Here is a 19639-nt window from a genome sequence, read left to right as displayed (position 1 = left end):
GATAGGTGAGTTCGTACGCAAGTGGGCTAGAATAATGGGGCCGAGAATGTTCTCGGCGAAGAAACGGGAGCGCCTGTGGAAGACCTGATATTTGGCCGCAGATACCGTGTGACCGAGAAGATCGGCACCGGCGGCATGGCGGACGTATACAAGGCCGTCGACGAAGTACTCGGACGCACCGTCGCCATCAAGGTGATGCATCCGCAGTTCGCAGCGGACCCCGCATTCGCCGCCCGCTTCCGCCAGGAGGCTCAGGCTGCCGCGAACCTCGTCAGTCCCTACATCGTCAACATGTACGACTGGGGCCAGGACGGTAACACCTACTACATCGTCATGGAGTACGTGCGCGGCAACGACCTCAAGTCGCTCATCCAGCAGAGAGGCGCACTGTCCGCCGAGAAGGTCGCCGACATCGGCGCCCAGGTGTGCGCTGCGCTCGCTGTCGCCCACGGCTACGACATCATTCATCGCGACATCAAGCCTCACAACATCATGGTGCAGCCCGATGGCACCGTGAAGGTCATGGACTTCGGCATCGCGCGCGCCGGAAATTCGACGATGACGCAGACCGGCTCCGTGCTCGGCACGGCGCACTACGTGTCGCCCGAGCAGGCGCAGGGCAAGGAGCTGCGTGGCACGAGCGACCTGTATTCGCTCGGCGTGGCGCTCTATGAGGCAGCGACCGGGAAGGTTCCCTTCGACGCCGATACCCCCGTCGCAGTCGCGCTCAAGCAAGTGAACGAGCAGCCTCGGCCGCTGCGCGCCATCAACCCCAACGTCGATGCCGGCCTCGAAGCCGTGATCCTGAAAGCGATGCAGAAGAATCCGGCCTTGCGCTACAACTCGGCCGACCAGATGCGCCGAGACTTGCTCCAAGTGGCAGCGGGCCGCGTCCTGTTGAGCGCCGCCGCCGAGGCCAAGCCCGTGGTTTCTGCTTCCGAGCAGACCTCCGTCATGCCTCCCGTGGGCGGAGCTGTCGGCTATAGTGCGCCCCGGAACCGAACGGCACCACCGAAGAAGCGTCCGGCGTGGCCTTGGATTATCGCAGCGGTGGCGGTGGTTCTGATCGCAGGGCTCGGGACATCATGGGCTCTGCAGATAGGACCCTTCGCGCCCAAGACGATCTTGCTTCCCAACGTGATCGGCCAGAGTCAGGCTGACGCACAGAACCTCCTTATCCAGCAAGGGTTCCCGGTCACCGTGACCTCCGAGTACAGCAACGACCAGACAGCCGGATTGGTTGCCGCCCAGACTCCATCGGCCGGCGCCAAGGTCAAGAAGGGTACGGAGATCAAGCTGGTCATCAGCAAGGGACCCGATCTGATCAACGTTCCCAACGTCGTCGGCTTCACTGAGAAGGCGGCGCTCGAGACCCTCAAGTCTGCCGGCTTCATTCCGCAGGCGCTTCCGGGCGAGTTCAACAAGGACGTCGCGCTGGGAAACGTCATTCGGCAGCAGCCCGGAGCAAATACCAAGGCAGCCAGGGGCTCGGTGGTCAACTACGTGGTCTCGCAGGGAACGGAGCTTGTGCAAGTACCCGGAGTGACCAATCAGGCTGAGGCGGCGGCGACCGCCGCGCTCCAGAAGGTTGGTTTCGTCGTCCTCTCGAAGACTGACTTCAGCGAGACTGTGGCAAAGGGCCTCGTCATCAGCCAGGATCCTCAAGGTGGAGTCTCGGTGGCGAAGGGTTCGACCGTCACCATCACGGTCTCGAAGGGAACGGCTTTCGTCGCGATACCGGATGTCATCGGCCAGAAGGAAGCTGCAGCAACCACGACGTTGAAGAACGCCGGGTTCAAGGTGACGGTAGTCTACGAGCTGCACAGCAACTCCGGCAACGTCATCGACATGAGCCCCAAGCCTCCCGCGACGGGCAAGGCCGGAGACATCATCGTGATAACGGTTGACGCGAAGTCGACCCCCTAGCCCCTACTCGGCAGCGGCCTTGCCCGCAAGATAGCCGAACGTGGTCGCACGGCCGAGGCTCCCCCCGGGGATGAGTTGCGTGTAGTCGTTGCCGTAGAAGCCGCCTGCCGTGTTGCCGGCTGCGTAGAGGCCCGGAATGGGCGCGTCGTTCTTGTCGAGAACCTGCAGCTTTGTATTGACCCACACGCCACCGCCGGGCACGGTCAGGAGCCCTGGATGCCTGGGGATCGCATAGAACGGCGCCTGTGCTATGGCCGACGCCTTGAGGTATGCGGGGTTTTTGCCGAAGTCGTCATCGCGTCCGGCCTTGACCAGCTCATTGTAGCGGGCGACGGTTGCAGCCAACGTCTTCCCGGGGACGCTGATCTTGCCGGCGAGCTCCTCGAGCGTCGCACCCTGGATGACGGCACCGCGCTTGATGCCCGTCGACCACACGTCGGCAGCTGCCGCTTGGGAAGTCGAGAGCAGTTCCCCGGGCAGGATCGGCAGTCGCGTCCAGCTCTTGCCGAATGCTGACCACTGTGTCGGCCAGGTCGAATCGCAGATCTGGAACTTGGTCTGTGCGGGTTGCCGCAGATCGGCATGGAACGCTGCATGGTACGCGGAGTCTTCGTTGCAGTACCGCTCGCCACGAGTGTTTACCGTAAGCCACGGTGATCCCGAAAACGGGAAGTCTCCGCTTGATTGATCGACCGCGGTGTAGCCGAGCATCGGCGCGTGCTGCCACTGCATGACCTTCGCGCCAACCCACATCGCCATCTTCTGGCCGTCACCCGTGTTATACGCCGGCCGGTAGTAGTTTGCAGCGCCCGCCACCGCAGGGCAGTACTTGGCAACCATGTCCGTGTCGTTGCCGTAGTCCCCAGTCGCTAGGACGACGCCCTTGGCTGCGCTAATTCGAACGTACTTCCCGTCGGCGTTCTTACCGATCGCCCCGACCACTCGGCCGTCCTTCTGGATGAGCTGCAGGGCGGGCATGTTGTAGTGGATGTCGACGTTCTTCTTCAGGCAGTTGTCCACGAGAACCTTCATGAGAGCCTGCAGCCAGCCCTGCCACACGTGAAGCGTCGGGTACTGGCGGTTGAGCGGATCAGCCATCTGCACGTCGCCCGCCCACTCCACGGGCAGCTTGGCCGCGTCTGAGTAGGCTGTCATCCAGTCGATGACCTTGCCGCTGTTGTAGCCCCACAGCTTGATGAGGCCGAAGTCGGCTTTGTTGGCGGAGGCGTTCTGAAGTTCGATGAGTATCGGCAGGATGTCGGGGTTGTACCCCTTCGCGATCTGCAACTTGCTGCCCAGACCGCCGATCCATGAGCCTTGTGCGAAGAAGGTGCCCGCCTTCTGCATGACTGCGACGTGGGCCCCGGTCTCGGCAGCCGAGAGAGCGGCGGTGATTCCCGCCGAGCCAAACCCGACCACCAAGACATCGGTGGCTATCGTCTGCACAATCGCGGATTCCGGAATGGGCGTCGGTGGGGTCTCGAACGGGTAGACGCCGGGATCGGTCGTCTTGCCGGTGTCGGGGAACGTGGGAGAGGGCACCGTGGCGGGCGCAGGTGCGCAGCCGCCGAGCATGTTCGCGCCGACGACCGCAGCCGAGCCTAGGGCGGCTCCACGAAGGAAGTCCCTTCTCGACAGGCCCGCGTTGTCTTTGGCTTCCATGCACACTCCTGACCGAGATGCTCGATGCGACCATGATACCGCGACGGGCGCGGGCCGGTATTCGCGCGCCCAAGTCGTCATGCAAACGAAAGGACCCGCCCATGACCGGCAGGTCCCTCGCGGGCTGCAATACTTGGGTGAGCTCGGCCGTGGCTTAGCCGAGGGACTTCCGGAACAACAGCCTCGCTCTGTCGCGCTCCGGTTGTTCGGAACTCGTCACAATATCCCCGTCCAAGCTATCGAACAGCTGCACTATTTCGCCGGGCGCAAGTACGAACTCAGCCCTGTAACGTTCAGCGTTCGCTGGTGTGGCCAGAATCGATTCCATCAGCAGAAATCCACCATCGCTTAGCAGGTCATAGAGCTTTGGGATGAGTTCTCGCAGCAGGAAATTGAAAACGATGATGAGATCGAATGGCCCTTCCGGCACCTCTTCGCGCAGATCAAGCCGGAGAAACTCGACCTGAACTCCTTCGCGCTGCGCCCAGGCGCGCGCCTTGGCGATACCGACGTCGGAGTTGTCCACGCCGATCACGTCAAACCCCTCATGCGCGAGGAAGATGCTGTTGCGCCCCTCGCCACAGGCGACGTCCAGAGCATTCCGTCCGAACACTTCGAGCTCGATGAACCCGATGCTCTCAGCCAGAAATGCCGAGGGCTCGGGGCCCATGGCGTACTCCTTGCCCAAGTAGCGCTCGTTCCATGATTCGCGTTCGGACTTCATGCGCCCTTCCTTCGGCTTGTCATCTGATGGCCTCATCCCTTCAGGGGTATATCCCACCGTACAGTCAATTCGTGAGGAGGCAGCTCGCGATGCCCATTATCAACAGTCTGATGGATTCCTGGAAACACAGCTACACAGTGCGCCGAGTGTTCGGCGAGCCGGTCATATCCAACAACGTCACCGTGATTCCGGTGGCAATGGTCGCCGGCGGCGGAGGTGGTGGGGCAGGCGGTTCCACGGAGGCTGACGGCAGCGAAGGTGAAGGCGGCGGGTTCGGCGGAGTCGCTCGGCCGGCCGGCGTGTACGTGGTGAAGGCAGACAGCGTCGAGTGGGTTCCTGCGCTCGACATCACGCTGCTGGGCCTAGCCGGGATAGCGTTGACCGCTCTGATCACTCTCACGATCGGGCGGGCGATCAGAAAACGGCGATAGTCCCGCCGGCCCTCGTACCAATTCCGAAAATCCCTCTGTCTGCGCACGGGAGAAGAAGGCTAGAATCGGATCTCACGAATGATCGGCCATTTGAGCCTTCGGATCCGGCTCTCGCAGAACAACTGGGAAGGAACGGCCCGTGTGTTGGGAGTGCAAGCCGCTGTGCGGGGGCTGTAGGCCGCCGAGGAAGAAGGCCGTCAGTTGCCCGGAATGCGGTGACTACACGGTGTTCGACATCAAGATCCAGGCGGTGCCTGAGACTCGATATTGCAGAGAGTGTGGCGCCGACATGACCGAGTTGGCGACTCCTCGGATTGTCAGTTGCAGAACCAGCGGCCTACTATGCGCCAATCCCTGTGGCCGCAGTGTGAAGGAACCTGAAGACGGCGTTTACGAGATCTGCACGATGAACACGCCACCACCTGTAAGCCTCGCCTGATGGCAGAAAGACGGTAGTCATGCCCACAAGAAGAAACGCGCTGCTTGTCTTCAGCAAGCCGCCCATACCGGGCCTGGTGAAGACCCGATTGAGCACTCAGAAGGACGGATGGTATTCGCTGGAGATAGCCGCCTGGCTCTACAACTGCATGTTCTTCGACGTGCTGGAAATCACCTGCGACGCGCTCACCGACCTGGAAGCCAAGCAGGCCGCCGAGAACCGCCCCGGTGATCCGACGGACGTCTACGACATCTTCATCTCAACAACCCCTGCCGAGAACGTCGCCGTCATGGAGAAGTGCCTTGCGGATTCCGGACAGTGGCCTCGCAGGTTCACAGTGATCCACGACACGGGCGCAAGCTTCGACGAGCATTACAACGATGCCTTTGAGCAGGTCTTCTCCCTGGGATACGACACTATCCTGTCGTACGGGGCCGATATGCCCGCCCTCACGAAATCGGTCATCATCGAAGGACTCGAGAAGCTGCAACGGCTGTCCGAGACGGAGAAGGGCGGATTCGTGCTTTCGCCCGACCAGCAAATGGGTGTTTCGCTGGTCGGCTGGACCAAGGATGCACACATGGACCACACCGGCGTCTTCTACAATGTGGACGGCCTGACGGTGCTCCCGGCCTATATCCAGAAGGCCGAAGCTCGGGGCGTCCCGACGTTCTATCTCCCCGCAGTTCCCGACGTGGACACGATACTTGACCTCCTTCACGCCGTGACCTTGATGGAAGCCATGGAGTACTGCTCCCGTTACGAGAGTCTCACGGTGCCTTGGCGCACATTAGGCGCCGTGCGCGAGCTGAATATCCAAGTGCTCGTCCCGCCAAACGAGCTTCGCGATTCCCGAGAGGGAATCGATACCTGATGGCCCCCGGCTCCAGCGCCGGACGAGACCGCACAGGGCCCACTGCGCCGGAGAACGATCGACCTCAACAATACCTACGCGACTGACACTGCGCTACAATACGTTCGCCCTGTCTCGGAGGCAGCGTGGAGATCCGTGACGGCAGCGCTGTGATGCTCGCCCGACCGCCCAAAGCCACCACCCGTGCGCGTCAGCGCTGGGCTGGGCAACTGCACCGCAAGCCCTCGTAGCTCAGGGGATAGAGCACAGGTTTCCTAACGATATGGAAGTACCTTCCATCAGGCCCAGTGAGGGTGTTTCAGGCACAAACCAACTCCCCTGAGGACCTCTCAGATCCTGCCCGGTCGGCTGGTGACAGTTACTATGCAGTTACTAGTTTCGCGAGCCTCTTCTAGCCGAACAGCGGGAGTCCGCTCGCTTCAAGGCCTTCTCTACCTCGTCAACCGCCCGCGGCCGATGTCAAAGAGGCTGCGCAGATCAGACAACGTCTCGGCGCCTGCCTCAGCTGCTCCGGGGCCCATTCAGGCAGCTGCCCTCAGCGGGAGTCTGAGCTTCAATGCTCTGCCTGTTTAGGTCAGCTTGACGGATCTATGGCGCTTCATACCGGTCGCCGCCGGGATGAGCTTGTTGACGATGACGTTCTCTTCCAGGTCGAGAAGATGGTCTTCTTTGCCGGAGATCGCCGCATCGGCAAGAAGACGTGTGGTTTCCTGGAACGAAGTCGCAGACAGATAGCTCTCGGTAGCCAGTCATGCGGAGCCCTGCAAGGCCCGACACGGAGCGCGGAGGGCGGTGCCCATTACCATGTCAGCAATCCAGGAGTTTGAAGGGCAGCAAGGTACCGATTCCTGAACTCGCATAGACCTCACCTGAGGTGGTGACGAAGACCGCTTCGAGACCCGGTTGATCTTCAATGAAGCCGAGCGCCTTGTCGAGCCCCATGATGATCAGTGCCGTCGAATAGCCGTCAGCGTCGAGGGAGCGCTCGGCGACGACCGAAGCACCGAGCAGGTCGGTATCCGCTGGATAACCGCTGCGCGGGTCGAGGATGTGATGGTAGAGCCGTCCCTCGCGTTCAAAGGCGCGCTCGTAGACGCCGCTCGTCACCACTGATCGGTCGCGCACCTCAAACATTCCGAAGGACTGGGGGGCCTGCTGCATCAAGGAGGACTGCGGCCTGCGCAGACCAATGCGCCAGGCGGTGCCATCTGGCTTGCCACCGAGCACCGCAACATTGCCCCCAAGGTTGACGAGTGCGCTTTCTACGCCATGCGCAACCAGAGTCTCGATGAGCCGGTCGGCAATGTAGCCTTTGGCGATGCCGCCGAGGTCGATCGTGGCGAGGGGGTCCTCGAGCTGCACGGTCGCGCCCTCCACATGCACTCGGCGGTAGTCGACATGACACAGCGCCTCAGCGATTTGCTGCTCAGTCGGGATAACCTGCCCCTTGAAATCCCACAGTCGAACAACGGCCCCCATCGTCACGTCATAGAGTCCACCGGACGCTTTGCTGTACCCGAAGGCAGCGCTGGTAAGTGCCGCGAGCTCGCCGTCGACATCCATCGGTTCGCCACAGGCCAGATTCAGACGCGTAAGCTCGCTTATCGGGTCGGTGCGCGAGAAGAGCTTTTCGTAACGCACACAAAGCGCCACGACTTCGTCAAGGGCGGCGGCATCGGCCGTCCAGGCACTGACACGGTTCGTGGTGTTGAATGCAAAGAACTCACGGGTAAACGGTGTTGATGGTACAGCGGCCATCTCTTCCCCTTGCCGAAGCGAATGATCCCACGCAAGTCGGCTCCACATCGATTGATGGGCTCGCCTCGCGTTGGTGGCGTGTGAGAACGTCCTCTGGATGTATATCGTAAACACCAATTTCGGCCCGAATTGCCCAAGATTCTCTGACACGGCATACGGGAAGACATCGAGCTACTACGGGGCCGTTTGCTCCTTCAGCTCCTGCGATCTTCTGGCTACAAGTGGCCCGCCATCCCCATGAAGACCAAGAAGCGACAGTCACAGCCCCACGAATTGATAGCGGAAGCCTGTCTGCCTGAGGGTTGATATGAGGAACCGTTTCTCCCGTCAACTTCTATTCTCCTCGTCGGTCAGCAGGGACTCGAGACCGCGATAGGCGATGAGTGCGATGACACCGTTGAGCACAGCCTTGCCGAGGTTGAAAGGCAGCAAGGTGGGCAGGACGAGGGCCACAACATCTTCATAAGTGCGAGACAGGTAGAACGGTGTGACGACGAAGTTGAGGCAGATCGAGGCGGTCACTGCGGCAAGGATACCGGCGCAGATGCCGAGCACGGCGCGCATGAATCTCGGAGCCTGGCGGTAGACGAGCGCGGTGACCACGACGTATGAGACCGAGAACATAGTGTTCATGATTGCATCGAACGGGCTGGTGGCTAATTGGGGTGCCCAAGCAAAGGCGGCTACGGCCGCACCGTACCAAGGACCGTAGAGAAAACCTGCCAGAAGCACAACGACGCCCGAAGGGTCGTACTTCAACCACTCGGCACCAGGGAAAGACGACAGTTGAATGAAGCTCATCACCATGGCCATGAGCGCGAGTATGATGAGCGCGGCGAACTGCTTTGGCGAGCGTTCCAATCTGCCCGGCTGCATCGCTGTCTACGGCTCTCTTCCCCGATTATCCTCGGCTAAGAGGGGCACGGAAACGGAAGCCCGCTCCCGTGCCCTCGTCAGCTGGCATTCACCCTTTGGCGGCCTTTGCGGCGCTCACCGCAGCCTTCACGTAGTTGGCGGTGTCTGCCAATGTGGCACCGGAGACGTCATCAGGACTATCCACGGAAACGCTGGAGACCTTCTGCCCGACCAGTGCTTTCTCGATGGCTTTCATCGAGTCGAGCCACTGTTTGGTCGCGCCGACCATATGCTCGGAGTATATCTTACTGTTAATCGACTTGGACATGAGCATTTGGCCCGCGGCGTAACTCTGGCCGAGTAGTTTGTCCGAGTTTGGCACCGATATGAGGCCAGCGGTCTTGGCGTCCAAGAACTGGAACTCGTCGATGCTGACACCCACGAAGGTGTCTGAATGCACAAGTGAGACGGCATTCGCGAAGGCAAAGGTGCCGTGGCAGACGGCATCGACGTGGCCGATCCTGATTTCGCTGGCATCCCCGTCGAAGCTGCCTTCGGTGGTGAGCGTATTGTCGGCTGCAACCGCGGCAACGCCCTTCACGTAATTGACCCTGTCAACGAGGGTTGCGCCCGAGATATCGTCGATCTTCACACTGGTCAGGTCAGCTGGTGATTTGCCCACGACAAAAGCCTCGATTGCGGCCATGGATATAGACCAGAGCTGTTTGGATCCGCCCTCGTCGGCCATCCACTTGGACAAGACCTTGTCGTTGTCCTTCTTCGAGATGAGAACCATGCCAGCAGCATAGCCTTTGCCCAAGTCGGATTTGGAGTTCGGTACCGGCGTCCATGCGTGGGCTGAATCCATTAATTGGAAATCCTCGATGTCGCAAGCGACGATCTTGCCGCTCTCGTCGACAGCTACAACAGCCTGCGCGTAAGAGCGGCTGGTGTGAGCTGAGAAATAGCCACGGTGCAGCGTGACCTTTTTCGGAGCGGCTCCGCCGCCCGACGCCGCGGGTGGATTCCCGCCGCTTGCCGCACAGCCTCCAAGGGCGTAAGCGCCCAGCGCGCCGAAAGCCAGTACAGTGGTGCCCTTCATGAAATCGCGCCTCGTTAGTTCCATACCCAAATTCCTCCTTCGTATCCCTTTGCTCGACGGCGCACCATCGCCATTCCCGCAATACTCGCCGCGAGTGTTTCCGTGGCATAGCGTGAGGGCAGCCGCAGACTCCTGAAATAGTCAGAAAGGTGGAAATCGTCCCACGATGATGCTCGGGGCATATCGACGGAAAGGATGAAGGAAGGGCATTTTAGCTGCTCAGAAGCCCAATGAAGAGTTCAACCGTTGTCTGGGTCGCTGTCGATCGCTGGGCTGTCAAGCAAGTCAAGCAGCGCCTCGCGCGAGTTGATGTTGAGCTTCCGGTAGATGTTGCCGCGATGACTGCGGATGGTGCTCTCCGCTACGACGAGTATCTCGGCGACATGACTCGCGCCGTAGCCACGTCCGAGCAAGGGGATGATCTCAGCCTCACGTTCAGTGAGATGATAGGCTTTGGCCAGAACGGCGCAGCGTGCTTGTAAGGAAGGCGCGATCTTCTCACTTTCATCCGCCGCGCCTTCAATAAGCATCCGCCATATCCGCGACCCTGGCGTGAGCAGAAGCAGCCCCACGGCGCAGGCAAACAGCGCAATGCCGACCTGAGGTCGATAACTGCCGAGGAATCCAGCTTCAGTGCCCCTGAAGGCAAGCAACGCGACGAGGCTAAGCGCGATCAGTAGCAGGGCAGCAGACGGCAGCAGCAGCGAGCGCATGCGATTGGCGACGGCAAGCAGCATTGCTGAGAGCAAGAGGGCGTAGATCGAGCAGAAGACGTCGATGCCGATGTGCATGATCAGCATTTTGGCGTCGCTTGTGGCGAATGGGACGATAGCGAACAGGGCAAGCGCCAACATCGGGAGATACAGACGGCAGATGGTGCTGACGAGACCCTGATCACTGTATACGAGTAGCAGGATCGCGGCGCTCGGCGCACAGAGGAGGCCGGCGATCATCTCAGGAGTGTAGAGTCCGCCTAGGAGTGTCGTCGCACCGCTGTCCACACCCCGGTTGACGACGAAGAGCAGGAGGACGACGAGGGGTGTCACGACGAAGAAGAGTACGCGTGCGTAGGGTGGGGTGAAATCATCTGAGTCTTTGGCGAACGGGAGATTGAGGTGGCCGAAGATTTCCCACCATTTGGAGTTCGTGCCATTGTCCGCCGCAATGGCCTCTTGGACGTACCGCGGGGATCTGGTTGCATGCAGCGCGCCAAGCGAACCGACGCAGGCAAGCGCAAGACGTACACCTGATTCAATCTGCCAGGGCACCCAGTGCAAAGCCATGTTGAGCGCGGCAGTGAGACAAAGTGCGATGAGTAGCAACGCAAAGGTGAGACGTATGTTTCGCAACCGCAAGTGCCAGAGCCAAGTCATGATGAGGAGACTGAGCCCCACGCCGAGTAGAAGGCCTGATACGGCAAGGAGCGATCCGGACAGATTGGGGAACCAGAGTATGCTCTGGGAGCCGATGTAGCCGAGCAGATAGAGAACTGCCCCTGCGGTCACAAACCCCCTGCTAGGGCGATGGTAGGTGGCTCCTAACAAACAGAGGAAGAGGATCGCCAGCGCAGTCAACATGACAGCCATTGGCATCGTTTGGGGCAAGCTCGTGGCGCTGAAGGAAGAAAGCACCATTTGCGAACTCATACCCTTCATCAAATGGTGGAGGGCATCGAGGACGGGCAGGAGCAGTGGCAGGCTCACGCAGAAGGCAGCTACAGCAAGGCTGTCTAAGAAGTTGAGCTCGTCAAAGTGCCGCTTAAACATGGCGAAATCTTAGCAGATCGATGGAGGGTCTGCTCAGAGACCTTGACGTCGTTCTTCTCCCCGTCACTCGGCCAGATCGCGTCCGCGACTACATTGATGCGCATTGTGCGCAGTCTTCATTTGACTCTGCCCTGCACTCAATCGACATAGACCCCCACTCTGCTGGGTCATAGTCCTGGCTCCGGCACCTAACGATATGGAAGTACCTTCCATCAGGTAGGGTGTTTCAGGCACAAACCAACTCCCCTGAGGACCTCTCAGATCCTGCCCGGTCGGCTGGTGACCGTTACTATGCAGTTACTAGTTTCGCGAGCCGCTTCTAGCCGAACAGTGGGAGTCCGCTCGCTTCAAGGCCTTCTCTACCTCGTCAATTGCCTGCGGCCGAGTGCGCTTTCTACGCATGCGCAGCCAAGTCTCGATGAGCCGGTCGGCAATATGGCCCCTTCAGCGATGCCACCGAGTTCGATCGTGGCGAGGGGGTCCTCAAGCTACAGGTCCGGATCCTCCACGGGCACTCGGCGGTAGTCGGCATGACACAGCGCCTCAGCGATTTGCTGCCCGGTCGGAGCCAGTGTTTTCCCGCCAAGATGGTTGCGCGCGCAGGAGCAGGGACTGCGATTACTTCCTTCGTTCTTCAGCTTCCAGCAAGTCCAGCAATTGTTGCCGATCGTGGATACCCATCTTGGCATAGAAGCGGCCTACATAGTTCTTGACAGTGAAAACCGACAGGTAGTACTTCTTGGCTATGAAAGGCGCACTGCGACCAGCCGCATATTCCAACAGTACCTGATACTCCCTCTGACTTAGGGAAAACCGTGTCGCCAGTTCCTGGGCGCAGGTTTCCAGACTCGTTTTCACACTTGCTTGGTTCTCGGCTGACGCACTGTCAGCGATCTTTCTCTGCAATCTATAGGTGATGACGAACAGGCTTAGGTTAATCAGAGCAAAGACCGCCAGGGCCCAAAGGTTAACGGTATCAATAGTCGATTGCGCATCAGTAAGCGCCCGAGCAACATAGGCCGTGAGGTTGCCGCACATCCGGGTGAACGAGACTGTGAAGACCGAGATGCCCATCAGCACACCTGCCTGGACAGGTCCCGATTTGCCCACCTTGAAGACGAAGAGCCAGATAGCAAGGTGCATGTAGATCACAAGAGCCAGTGTAGCGAAATACAACATATGGGTGAAGCGAGAGTCGAGTAGCGCTATGAGCAGGAATACGAATGAGCCGATACTGACCATGAAGAAGGAGACCTCGATGCTGATCTCCTTCTTGAAGAGGAAACCGATCAGGATTATTGCAGGGATCCCTAGGTTGTCGATCAGGCTGCTTGTCGGTTGAAGATATGCCAGCTCCAGCATGTCGGGCGCGAGCTGCTCGAACGCACCGAAGAGAAAGGGAGCTAACGCTGCACCACCGATAGCCATTGCAGTCAGAGTGATCTGGGTGCGGCTCAATTGGCTAATATCATCAACGGCGGGCCTCACGGCGACTAGCTCGAAGTCTCTTTCAGCCCCCATGGACACGATCCACACAACGGTGGCGATCACGAACAACACATAGAAGAAATACTCAGCCGCCTTGATGTCTGTAAACCCGAGCATGGTTAAGGCGTAGTTGGCTGATCCGGCCAGCATGTGCTGAATAATGACAACGTATTTGATTGTGTTCCAAGAAAGGCGTGAGAGCAGGGTGGTCACAACGATCAGCCCGGTTGAGGTTGCTATCCCCAGGGCCACAAAGTAGACGTGATCCGTGAAGGCTGATTCAGACAAGAGCCCCAATACCGGCGAGGAGACGAAGAAGAAAACGGCAACCCCCCAGATCATCAGCAGTCGCCTGAAGGAGATGCCAACCTTGAGCATGTAGAGTGCCAATAACAGGGCGAATCCTGCTTTGAACAACGACAGCACAGTGCTTTGAGACGTCGTGCCGCCGATTTGGATAGGAGTCTGGAGGATATTGGCGGTCGAGTAGAAGACGAAAGCAATGCCGGCACAAATCACCACTGTACGCTTGTCGATACCCGTGCTGGCATCCATTGGCTCCTCCTATCCCCTAGGTTGCAGCCCATCAGATTATAGTGGGGCACTACACAGAAGGACATAGCGCTAAAAGCACTACAAGGACAGTTCCTTTAGCACACTGGGCACTTGTGATCCGACCTTCATCATGTACACAGCGAGCCGTCACAGGGCGACTCGGTGGTCGTGAGGAGGAGCAGATGAAAGAAGAAGAGGTTGATCGGCGAGGATTCCTGAAAGGCGCCGTGGGAGTCGGCGCCGTGGTGGCGGGTCTTGTGGCAACTGGCTGCACCAGCAAAGTGGCAACAGAGGTTCCCGCTTGGGATCATGAGGTGGACGTGGCAGTGGCCGGGTTTGGCATCGGCGGCTCGTCGGCTTCCTTGGCCGCGCAGAAGACAGGGGCCAAGGTGCTTTGTGTGGAGGCCTACTCCCAGGTTGGCGGCACAGCCGTGGATTCCGGTGGCGGTGCTGCCGGCCCCGCATCAATCGAGGCGGCAATGGCAACTATGCCTTATGGCAATCGCAAGTTGTTGCAGACTTTCGTGGAGGGAATGCCCAAGGTCACCGAGATGATCGTGAAAAGTGGCGCACCAGTTCGCGCTTCATCATCTGGGTTCACTATTGGTGCTGAGAGCACCCACAAATCCCGCCTGGCGTGCTTCGAGTTTCTGGCGAAGACCTTTACGGACGCTGGCGGAACCCTGTTGATGGACACCAAGGCCATCAAACTTCTGACATCCGGTGATGGGACTGTCGACGGCCTTCAGGCGAGGGACAAAGGCGGCAAGATCTTGAACATCAAGGCCAAGGCTGTGATCTTGGCCTGCGGCGGTTTTCAGAACAATCCGGAGATGAAGACTAAGTTCCTTGGCCCTTATGGAGACCAAGTGGTCGCGCGCAGTGTACCGACCAACGATGGCACTGGGATGCTGATGGCTCAGGCTATCGGTGCCGGGCTTAGCAAGAGCTTGGGGACCTTCTACGGGCACAGCATTGCGTCTAACATCGATTTGAGCTTCATGGAATTCTCCGAGATCGGTTCGCAATATCACGACAACCGTTCCATCGTAGTCAACCTTGATGGCGTTCGTTTTGCCGATGAGGGTATGGGACTGGCCGGCGATCTGTGCAACGAAGCCTTGGCACGCCAGCGCTGGGGCCGGGGCTGTTTGATCTTTGACCAGTACATCTACGACAAGTGGGGTAGCACGACGGCCGGCGGTACACCGACGGGTATTGATCGAACTCAAGAGGTTCTGAAGCGTGGCGGTCATGTGGTCAGCGCGAACACGATCGAGGAACTTGCCGGGAAGATCGCAGCCTGGGGCTATAACCGGGCCAGTGTGATCAAGACCGTCACTGACTACAACGCAGCCGTAGACGCAGGCGCAACGGCCAATCTGCCGGTGCCCAGGACTGCTGGGATGATCGCCAGTATCGTTAAGATCGCCAAACCGCCATTTTGGGCAACCGAAGTCGTTGGCGGTATGAGCTGCTGTTTTGGCGGCCTTGCGATCAATGCCAAGGCCGAGGTTCTGAAAGCAGATGGCGGCGCTCCGATTCCCGGACTGTACGCTGTACCAGGCACCGCGGGCGGTATCACGTTCGTCCACTATTACGTGAGCTCCATCGGAGCTGCTGCCGCTTTCGGCTGGGCGAGCGCCCAGAATGCTGTCGAGTATGCCAAGTCCAAGTAGGCATGCCATAGACAATCAGCTGCTGGGACCAGGTGTTGATCTTGGCTACCCTGCTGTTGGTTGGCCTGTTGGCGATGCACAACCAACGGACTAGTGATCAACGGATGATCCGAGTCTTGGGATTGGATAGTTCTCCAATCCCAAGACTCTACGCTGTGGATGACGTTGACCCGATGTCCATGGACGCCACTGGGTTGCACTGGTTGCTATGCCGAAGATCAAAGGGCATAAGAACGACGAATCCGATACAACTCAGGTTCCTAGGCAATGTCAGCAGGATGCGACGGAGGTCAAACTGCACCGCATCTCGATCAGCGAAGACGGACACACAGAATCTTAACCACAAAGAAAACATGTGATCCGACAGGACGAAAGAAGAGAATGCACACATGTACACTATGAAAAGTGCAAAGAGAGCAAACCGACGATCTTGCATCTTGCTGGCTATTCTTCTTGTAGTCGCAGTAGCGCTTCTTGCCGGATGCGGGAAGTCCCAGAACACTGAACCTGATGACACTTCAGGAACCATGCAGGCACAAAGCTTTGCTTGGAGTGCCTCATCCGATTGCACGACATGCCACGCGACAGAAACAGAATCGGCCAAAGACACCACGATGCTAATCGCGAAGCACGCTGGTGCAGGCGTGAAATGCATGAGTTGTCACACCGATGTCACCGGACTTAAGAATGCTCATGGTGGTGTGACTGTGGACACTAAGGTACCCGCGGATCTGAAGCTCACCAAGACGATGGTGGATGAGAAGACATGTCTATCTTCTGCCTGCCATAACACCACGCTTGCGGAGCTGGTCAAGAAGACGGTCGCCTCAACCGTGCTTACCGACGCAAACGGAACCGTGATCAACCCGCACCTAGCGCCAACATTGACCAAGGCACACGTCGACGCGAAGATGACATGTTCGAAGTGCCACGCCATGCATGTGAAATTGGACCCAAAGGCGTATTGCGTCTCCTGCCATCACCAGAGTGTCTTTGTGTGTGGGACGTGCCACACATAGGTTAGTCAAACGAAATAGTCTGCGATTTGACCGAATGGGTTTCGCCGACGGCTTTGTGGGCATTGCGGACAATATGCTCATCGCTGATCGACAAACCCGTTCGGTTAGCAGAGAGTGGCCATGCAGGGGCCATCAGGCGTGATCCAGACGGGCCGGGGCGGGACTTCCAACCGCAGAATGCGTGAAGAGGAGCGGAGGGGCATCTCAAGCCTCCTCAGCAACAAGTGCAGGGGCTTCAACGACGTACTTGCTGCCGAGATGCTCTCCTACCGAACGATGCAAGCCGGGCAGCAAAGACCATGGGCGATATGTGGTTCGCAAGGATGGTTCAACAGAAGATGTGCTGTATCCGGATTTCAGCCGTTGGTGGAACTGGTCGGATTCGGCTACCATGTATGGGCGCTCGAGCACCAGTTCTGAGGCTGTCTAGAATGAGCCAGTTACTATACAGTTACTCGAACGCAATGCATGCCAGCTGGGAGTTCGTGCACAAGCCATCTACCAGCGAAAAGCCCTCGTAGCTCAGGGGATAGAGCACAGGTTTCCTAAACCTGGTGTCGGCTGTTCGAATCAGCCCGGGGGCACCATGTCTGACCTGCGGCGGGAGTGAAATCCCGCCGCCTGCGTTGGGGCCGTCACCCCACAAACACCCCACAACTACGAGTGATAGGCAGGTACGGATAGGGATGAATGACCTTCCTACTCCTCTCTCGTAGTGGTATTTTCACCCAAAAAGAAAGTCATCCATGAAGGGGGAATCATGGTTCAGAACAAGATGCCGACCAAGACAAAGGTATTTGGCATCGCCATACTCATTCTCGTGGGGATGATCCTGTGGTCGTGCGGCGGAAGTGATGACTCGCGATTAACCCCGGCGGGTTCATACGCGAAGCTGACGACGCGGGAGTTCCAGCAGATCGTGAAGGATCCAGATGCTCATAGAGGTGAGGGGATTCTAGTCTTCGGCAAGATCACACAGTTCGATTCCGCGACGGGATCGGACACGTTCCGAGCCAACACCGGCGCCACCAGCGCAGAAGCGAACCAGAACACCTTCTTGATCGGCGACAAGGCAACACTCGCGAATATGGTGGAGGGTGACTCTTTCGCGGCGAACGTGACTATCGTCGGCACTAGGAGTTACAAGACGCAGATCGGCGGCTCGATGACGGTCCCGGTGTTCCAGATCGACGTCATCTCCAAGTAGCAGCCCGCTACACCCACCGCAAGCAGAAGTCCCGCGCCAGGGTGAGGACGCGGGACTGACTTGTGACCGCCGGCGCAGGTGGGCGTTCAGCCGGGGAGGATGCAGCCTAGCCCTTTCAGGCGCTCCCACCTTCGGAGGTGGTGACGGCCTCCGTTTGACGCCGGTCGGCCTCCCGCGCGTACGCGGGTCTTTGCGTGGCCACGCAAGCTGGTATCAGTCGGTGCCGCCCACCTTGACAGGGTCGCTGATCTTGCGACGGCGTGTCTCGCAGGTTGGGGCGTTGAAGCAGCGGTACTCCTCGAGCTCACCACGCAGGTCCGATATCTGGCGCTCTAGGCTCTCTCGCATGGAGTCACGCTCTCGGCGGTGTTCCGCGCGCATCTTCTCAAGCTCCTTGAGGTGATTGACCTCCTGTTGCTTGAGTTGCACTTCCAGTTCAAGGCGCACCACGGAGACTTTCTTTTCCGCCTCACGCTCGACAAGCCGGATGAGCCGCTCGGACGCGGCATCGTCGGCGGCCTGCTTCTCGACTGCCGCCTTGCGACCGGCCCAGACGAGGCTCCCGATGGCGGTCGCGAATCCACCGATGCCCACAAGTATCCCGATGACGGCTTCCGCGCTCACGACAGATCGATCTCGACGTGCGTGGCCGTCTGCTTGGTGATCTTCCACGTTGGCGATGCCTCGACTTGGATGACGCCGCAGCCGAACGCGAAGCCTTCGTAGCTCCAGCCGTTTGATGCCGCGGTCGCAGCCTCGTCGTTCGATGTCGTCCAGAGGTGGAGGCTTCCGTTCACAAGCCGCTTGACCATCGTGCCGCTCGCGCCCACGGAGGCGATCATGCCCTCGTTGACTGCGCCGGTGCTGACAAGCTGGTTCTTCTCGGACTCCGAGGCGGTGTAGAAGTGGAAGCCGTTGACCACCAGGCGATACAGTGGCAGCGTGTTGGTCTTGGTGAGGGCCACGTCGAAGGCGATGCCCTCGTAGTCGTAGCCGCTGCGCTTGGCCTCGTCCACCGAAGAGGTGAGCAGGTAGTCTCCCCTGCCGTCCTTGAGCCGATAGAACCTCAGCCATCCCGCCGGTGCTATCTCATACACGGCGTCCCCTCCATTCGCGTAGAAGTGTGCTTTCGCCATGAGAACGTCGACCGGATATCCGTCGCCCGGGTCGCCGTGGTCGGTCTGATGCCATGCCGCTGAGACTTCCTGATGCCCTGTCCAGCCTCCTGAGCCCTTGGCTGGGTTCGTGCCGATCGCGACAAGGTCGGCGGCTGTGAGCCATCTGAGCGGGATGTCGTAGAGTCTCGACAGGCGCGCCATATTCCACGCCGTGTTGTCGATCTGCGGGAGGTAGGTCGCAAGCCACTGCTCGCGGGTGAAGTCGGAGTAGCCGGACTGCTCGATGTGGATCCCGGAGTAGTTCAGCGGCGGTGCGCCCCAAGCGATGCGGTCGTCCGGGAGCGTCTGGACGATCGAGTCGTTGTCGATCACGTACTGGGTGCTGCCGCCGGACTGTTCCTGAGCGAAGTACGACGCGACGTCCTCGGCCCCGTCGATTGGATCGGCGCACTCGGTGACGTGGATCACTCCGTAGGCGATGGCCGACAGAGGCCGTATGCCGGAGTCATGCGCCGCCTGCGGGCCTTGGGTGATTACTGCGGACATGCGGCCTCCTTCGGTGTCTTGATCGCTTAGCCACATCCTCGCGGGCGTGTCACCCGCTAGACCTATCGTGCAGGAGGTGTCAGCCCCTATCCCTCGCGCTTCGCAAGCTGTGCCAGGGCGATGTCGAGGCTATACGGCGCGTTGTCGAGCTCGAGCGCGACGATCTTGTCTCCGGTGCACGTAGTCTTCTTGACGATGCAGTCCACGTAGCCATCCGGAAGGCCCAAGAGTCGCACCATCTTGCCCGGGCGGATGTTGGGTAGGTAGACATCGGCACCGGTGTTGGTGCGCACGTACCTCGTGGTGACAGTTCCCTTCACCTGCTTGCGCCCGTTGTCCGCGAGGTAGAGCTGGCCCAGCGTCGTGGCTGTGCTGCTCGAGGTGGTGTCCACCGTGAGGTCGCCGTATCTCGTGATGCCCAGCGCCACGAGCGGGTGAGTCGGATCGGTATCGGTCACGTCGACGTAGAGCTCTTTGCTGTTGACGTCGT

The 19639-nt window shown here is 59.3% G+C and carries 16 protein-coding genes and 1 tRNA gene; 7 read left to right on the top strand and 10 right to left on the bottom strand.

The features are described from left to right. The first annotated feature begins 75 nt into the window (after positions 1-75). Entirely contained in the window at positions 76-1926 is a 1851-nt protein-coding gene (pknB, locus tag HGA39_08920; protein NTW29465.1) for a Stk1 family PASTA domain-containing Ser/Thr kinase, read from the top strand. A 3-nt stretch (positions 1927-1929) separates the two neighbouring features. Here pknB and HGA39_08915 read toward each other — a convergent pair whose 3' ends face one another. Together HGA39_08915 and HGA39_08910 are read right to left on the bottom strand one after the other, a co-directional pair. After that, entirely contained in the window at positions 1930-3588 is a 1659-nt protein-coding gene (locus tag HGA39_08915) for an FAD-binding protein (GenBank protein NTW29464.1), read from the bottom strand. A 154-nt stretch (positions 3589-3742) separates the two neighbouring features. Next, positions 3743-4312: a class I SAM-dependent methyltransferase gene (locus HGA39_08910; protein ID NTW29463.1), complete on the bottom strand. Its 570-nt coding sequence runs from the start codon at positions 4310-4312 to the stop codon at positions 3743-3745. A gap of 89 nt (positions 4313-4401) precedes the next feature. Between HGA39_08910 and HGA39_08905 the strand changes: the two genes are divergently transcribed. Together HGA39_08905 and HGA39_08900 are read left to right on the top strand one after the other, a co-directional pair. After that, on the top strand, positions 4402-4743 hold the full coding sequence (locus HGA39_08905) for a sporulation protein (protein ID NTW29462.1): 342 nt from the start codon (positions 4402-4404) through the stop codon (positions 4741-4743). A 458-nt stretch (positions 4744-5201) separates the two neighbouring features. Further along, on the top strand, positions 5202-6056 hold the full coding sequence (locus HGA39_08900; protein NTW29461.1) for a DUF2064 domain-containing protein: 855 nt from the start codon (positions 5202-5204) through the stop codon (positions 6054-6056). An 807-nt stretch (positions 6057-6863) separates the two neighbouring features. On the opposite strand, the gene HGA39_08895 is transcribed toward HGA39_08900, so the two are convergent. The 5 genes from HGA39_08895 to HGA39_08875 all read right to left on the bottom strand — a co-directional run bounded on the left by HGA39_08895 (position 6864) and on the right by HGA39_08875 (position 13580). Further along, positions 6864-7814, bottom strand: coding sequence for an FAD:protein FMN transferase (locus HGA39_08895; protein NTW29460.1), 951 nt, complete (start codon positions 7812-7814; stop codon positions 6864-6866). A 327-nt stretch (positions 7815-8141) separates the two neighbouring features. Then, the gene (locus HGA39_08890) at positions 8142-8690 is read right to left on the bottom strand and encodes an ECF transporter S component (protein ID NTW29459.1); all 549 of its coding nucleotides are present in this window, start codon (positions 8688-8690) and stop codon (positions 8142-8144) included. 88 nt (positions 8691-8778) lie between these two features. Continuing rightward, positions 8779-9795, bottom strand: a complete 1017-nt coding sequence (locus HGA39_08885; protein ID NTW29458.1) for a TAT pathway signal sequence — start codon at positions 9793-9795, stop codon at positions 8779-8781. Positions 9796-10010: 215 nt separating this feature from the next. Then, positions 10011-11357 carry a helix-turn-helix transcriptional regulator gene (locus tag HGA39_08880; protein NTW29457.1) on the bottom strand — a complete coding sequence of 449 codons (1347 nt, stop codon included), beginning with the start codon at positions 11355-11357 and terminating at the stop codon, positions 10011-10013. Between the two features lie 798 nt (positions 11358-12155). After that, entirely contained in the window at positions 12156-13580 is a 1425-nt protein-coding gene (locus HGA39_08875; GenBank protein NTW29456.1) for a response regulator transcription factor, read from the bottom strand. Positions 13581-13762: 182 nt separating this feature from the next. On the opposite strand from HGA39_08875, the gene HGA39_08870 reads away from it, so the two are divergent. The 4 genes from HGA39_08870 to HGA39_08855 all read left to right on the top strand — a co-directional run bounded on the left by HGA39_08870 (position 13763) and on the right by HGA39_08855 (position 17485). Further along, on the top strand, positions 13763-15259 hold the full coding sequence (locus tag HGA39_08870) for an FAD-binding protein (protein ID NTW29455.1): 1497 nt from the start codon (positions 13763-13765) through the stop codon (positions 15257-15259). A 437-nt stretch (positions 15260-15696) separates the two neighbouring features. Further along, positions 15697-16278, top strand: a complete 582-nt coding sequence (locus HGA39_08865) for a hypothetical protein (protein NTW29454.1) — start codon at positions 15697-15699, stop codon at positions 16276-16278. 511 nt (positions 16279-16789) lie between these two features. Beyond that, positions 16790-16865: transfer RNA gene (locus HGA39_08860), tRNA-Arg, on the top strand. 173 nt (positions 16866-17038) lie between these two features. Next, a complete protein-coding gene (locus tag HGA39_08855) occupies positions 17039-17485 on the top strand; it encodes a hypothetical protein (protein ID NTW29453.1) in 447 nt (148 codons plus the stop codon). 213 nt (positions 17486-17698) lie between these two features. Here HGA39_08855 and HGA39_08850 read toward each other — a convergent pair whose 3' ends face one another. The 3 genes from HGA39_08850 to HGA39_08840 all read right to left on the bottom strand — a co-directional run. Then, entirely contained in the window at positions 17699-18109 is a 411-nt protein-coding gene (locus HGA39_08850) for a hypothetical protein (GenBank protein NTW29452.1), read from the bottom strand. Then, positions 18106-19149 (bottom strand): N-acetylmuramoyl-L-alanine amidase, encoded by a 1044-nt coding sequence (locus HGA39_08845; GenBank protein NTW29451.1) that lies wholly within the window; start codon positions 19147-19149, stop codon positions 18106-18108. Before HGA39_08845 ends, HGA39_08850 begins: the two co-directional genes overlap by 4 nt. Positions 19150-19235: 86 nt before the next feature. Continuing rightward, positions 19236-19639, bottom strand: a 404-nt coding sequence (locus HGA39_08840; protein ID NTW29450.1) for a hypothetical protein, incomplete at its 5' end; no start/stop codon positions are given.

The organism is Coriobacteriia bacterium (genome assembly GCA_013336165.1).
Taxonomy (GTDB): domain Bacteria; phylum Actinomycetota; class Coriobacteriia; order Anaerosomatales; family JAAXUF01; genus JAAXUF01.
This window is presented reverse-complemented; position numbering and strand designations above follow the sequence as displayed.

Coding starts and splice junctions, on each gene's coding strand:
- HGA39_08915 (NTW29464.1), bottom strand. CDS start 3,588: ATGGAAGCCAAAGACAACGCGGGCCTGTCGAGAAGGGACTTCCTTCGT.
- HGA39_08910 (NTW29463.1), bottom strand. CDS start 4,312: ATGAAGTCCGAACGCGAATCATGGAACGAGCGCTACTTGGGCAAGGAG.
- HGA39_08905 (NTW29462.1), top strand. CDS start 4,402: ATGCCCATTATCAACAGTCTGATGGATTCCTGGAAACACAGCTACACA.
- HGA39_08900 (NTW29461.1), top strand. CDS start 5,202: ATGCCCACAAGAAGAAACGCGCTGCTTGTCTTCAGCAAGCCGCCCATA.
- HGA39_08895 (NTW29460.1), bottom strand. CDS start 7,814: ATGGCCGCTGTACCATCAACACCGTTTACCCGTGAGTTCTTTGCATTC.
- HGA39_08890 (NTW29459.1), bottom strand. CDS start 8,690: ATGCAGCCGGGCAGATTGGAACGCTCGCCAAAGCAGTTCGCCGCGCTC.
- HGA39_08885 (NTW29458.1), bottom strand. CDS start 9,795: ATGGAACTAACGAGGCGCGATTTCATGAAGGGCACCACTGTACTGGCT.
- HGA39_08880 (NTW29457.1), bottom strand. CDS start 11,357: ATGGCTGTCATGTTGACTGCGCTGGCGATCCTCTTCCTCTGTTTGTTA.
- HGA39_08875 (NTW29456.1), bottom strand. CDS start 13,580: ATGGATGCCAGCACGGGTATCGACAAGCGTACAGTGGTGATTTGTGCC.
- HGA39_08870 (NTW29455.1), top strand. CDS start 13,763: ATGAAAGAAGAAGAGGTTGATCGGCGAGGATTCCTGAAAGGCGCCGTG.
- HGA39_08855 (NTW29453.1), top strand. CDS start 17,039: ATGGTTCAGAACAAGATGCCGACCAAGACAAAGGTATTTGGCATCGCC.
- HGA39_08845 (NTW29451.1), bottom strand. CDS start 19,149: ATGTCCGCAGTAATCACCCAAGGCCCGCAGGCGGCGCATGACTCCGGC.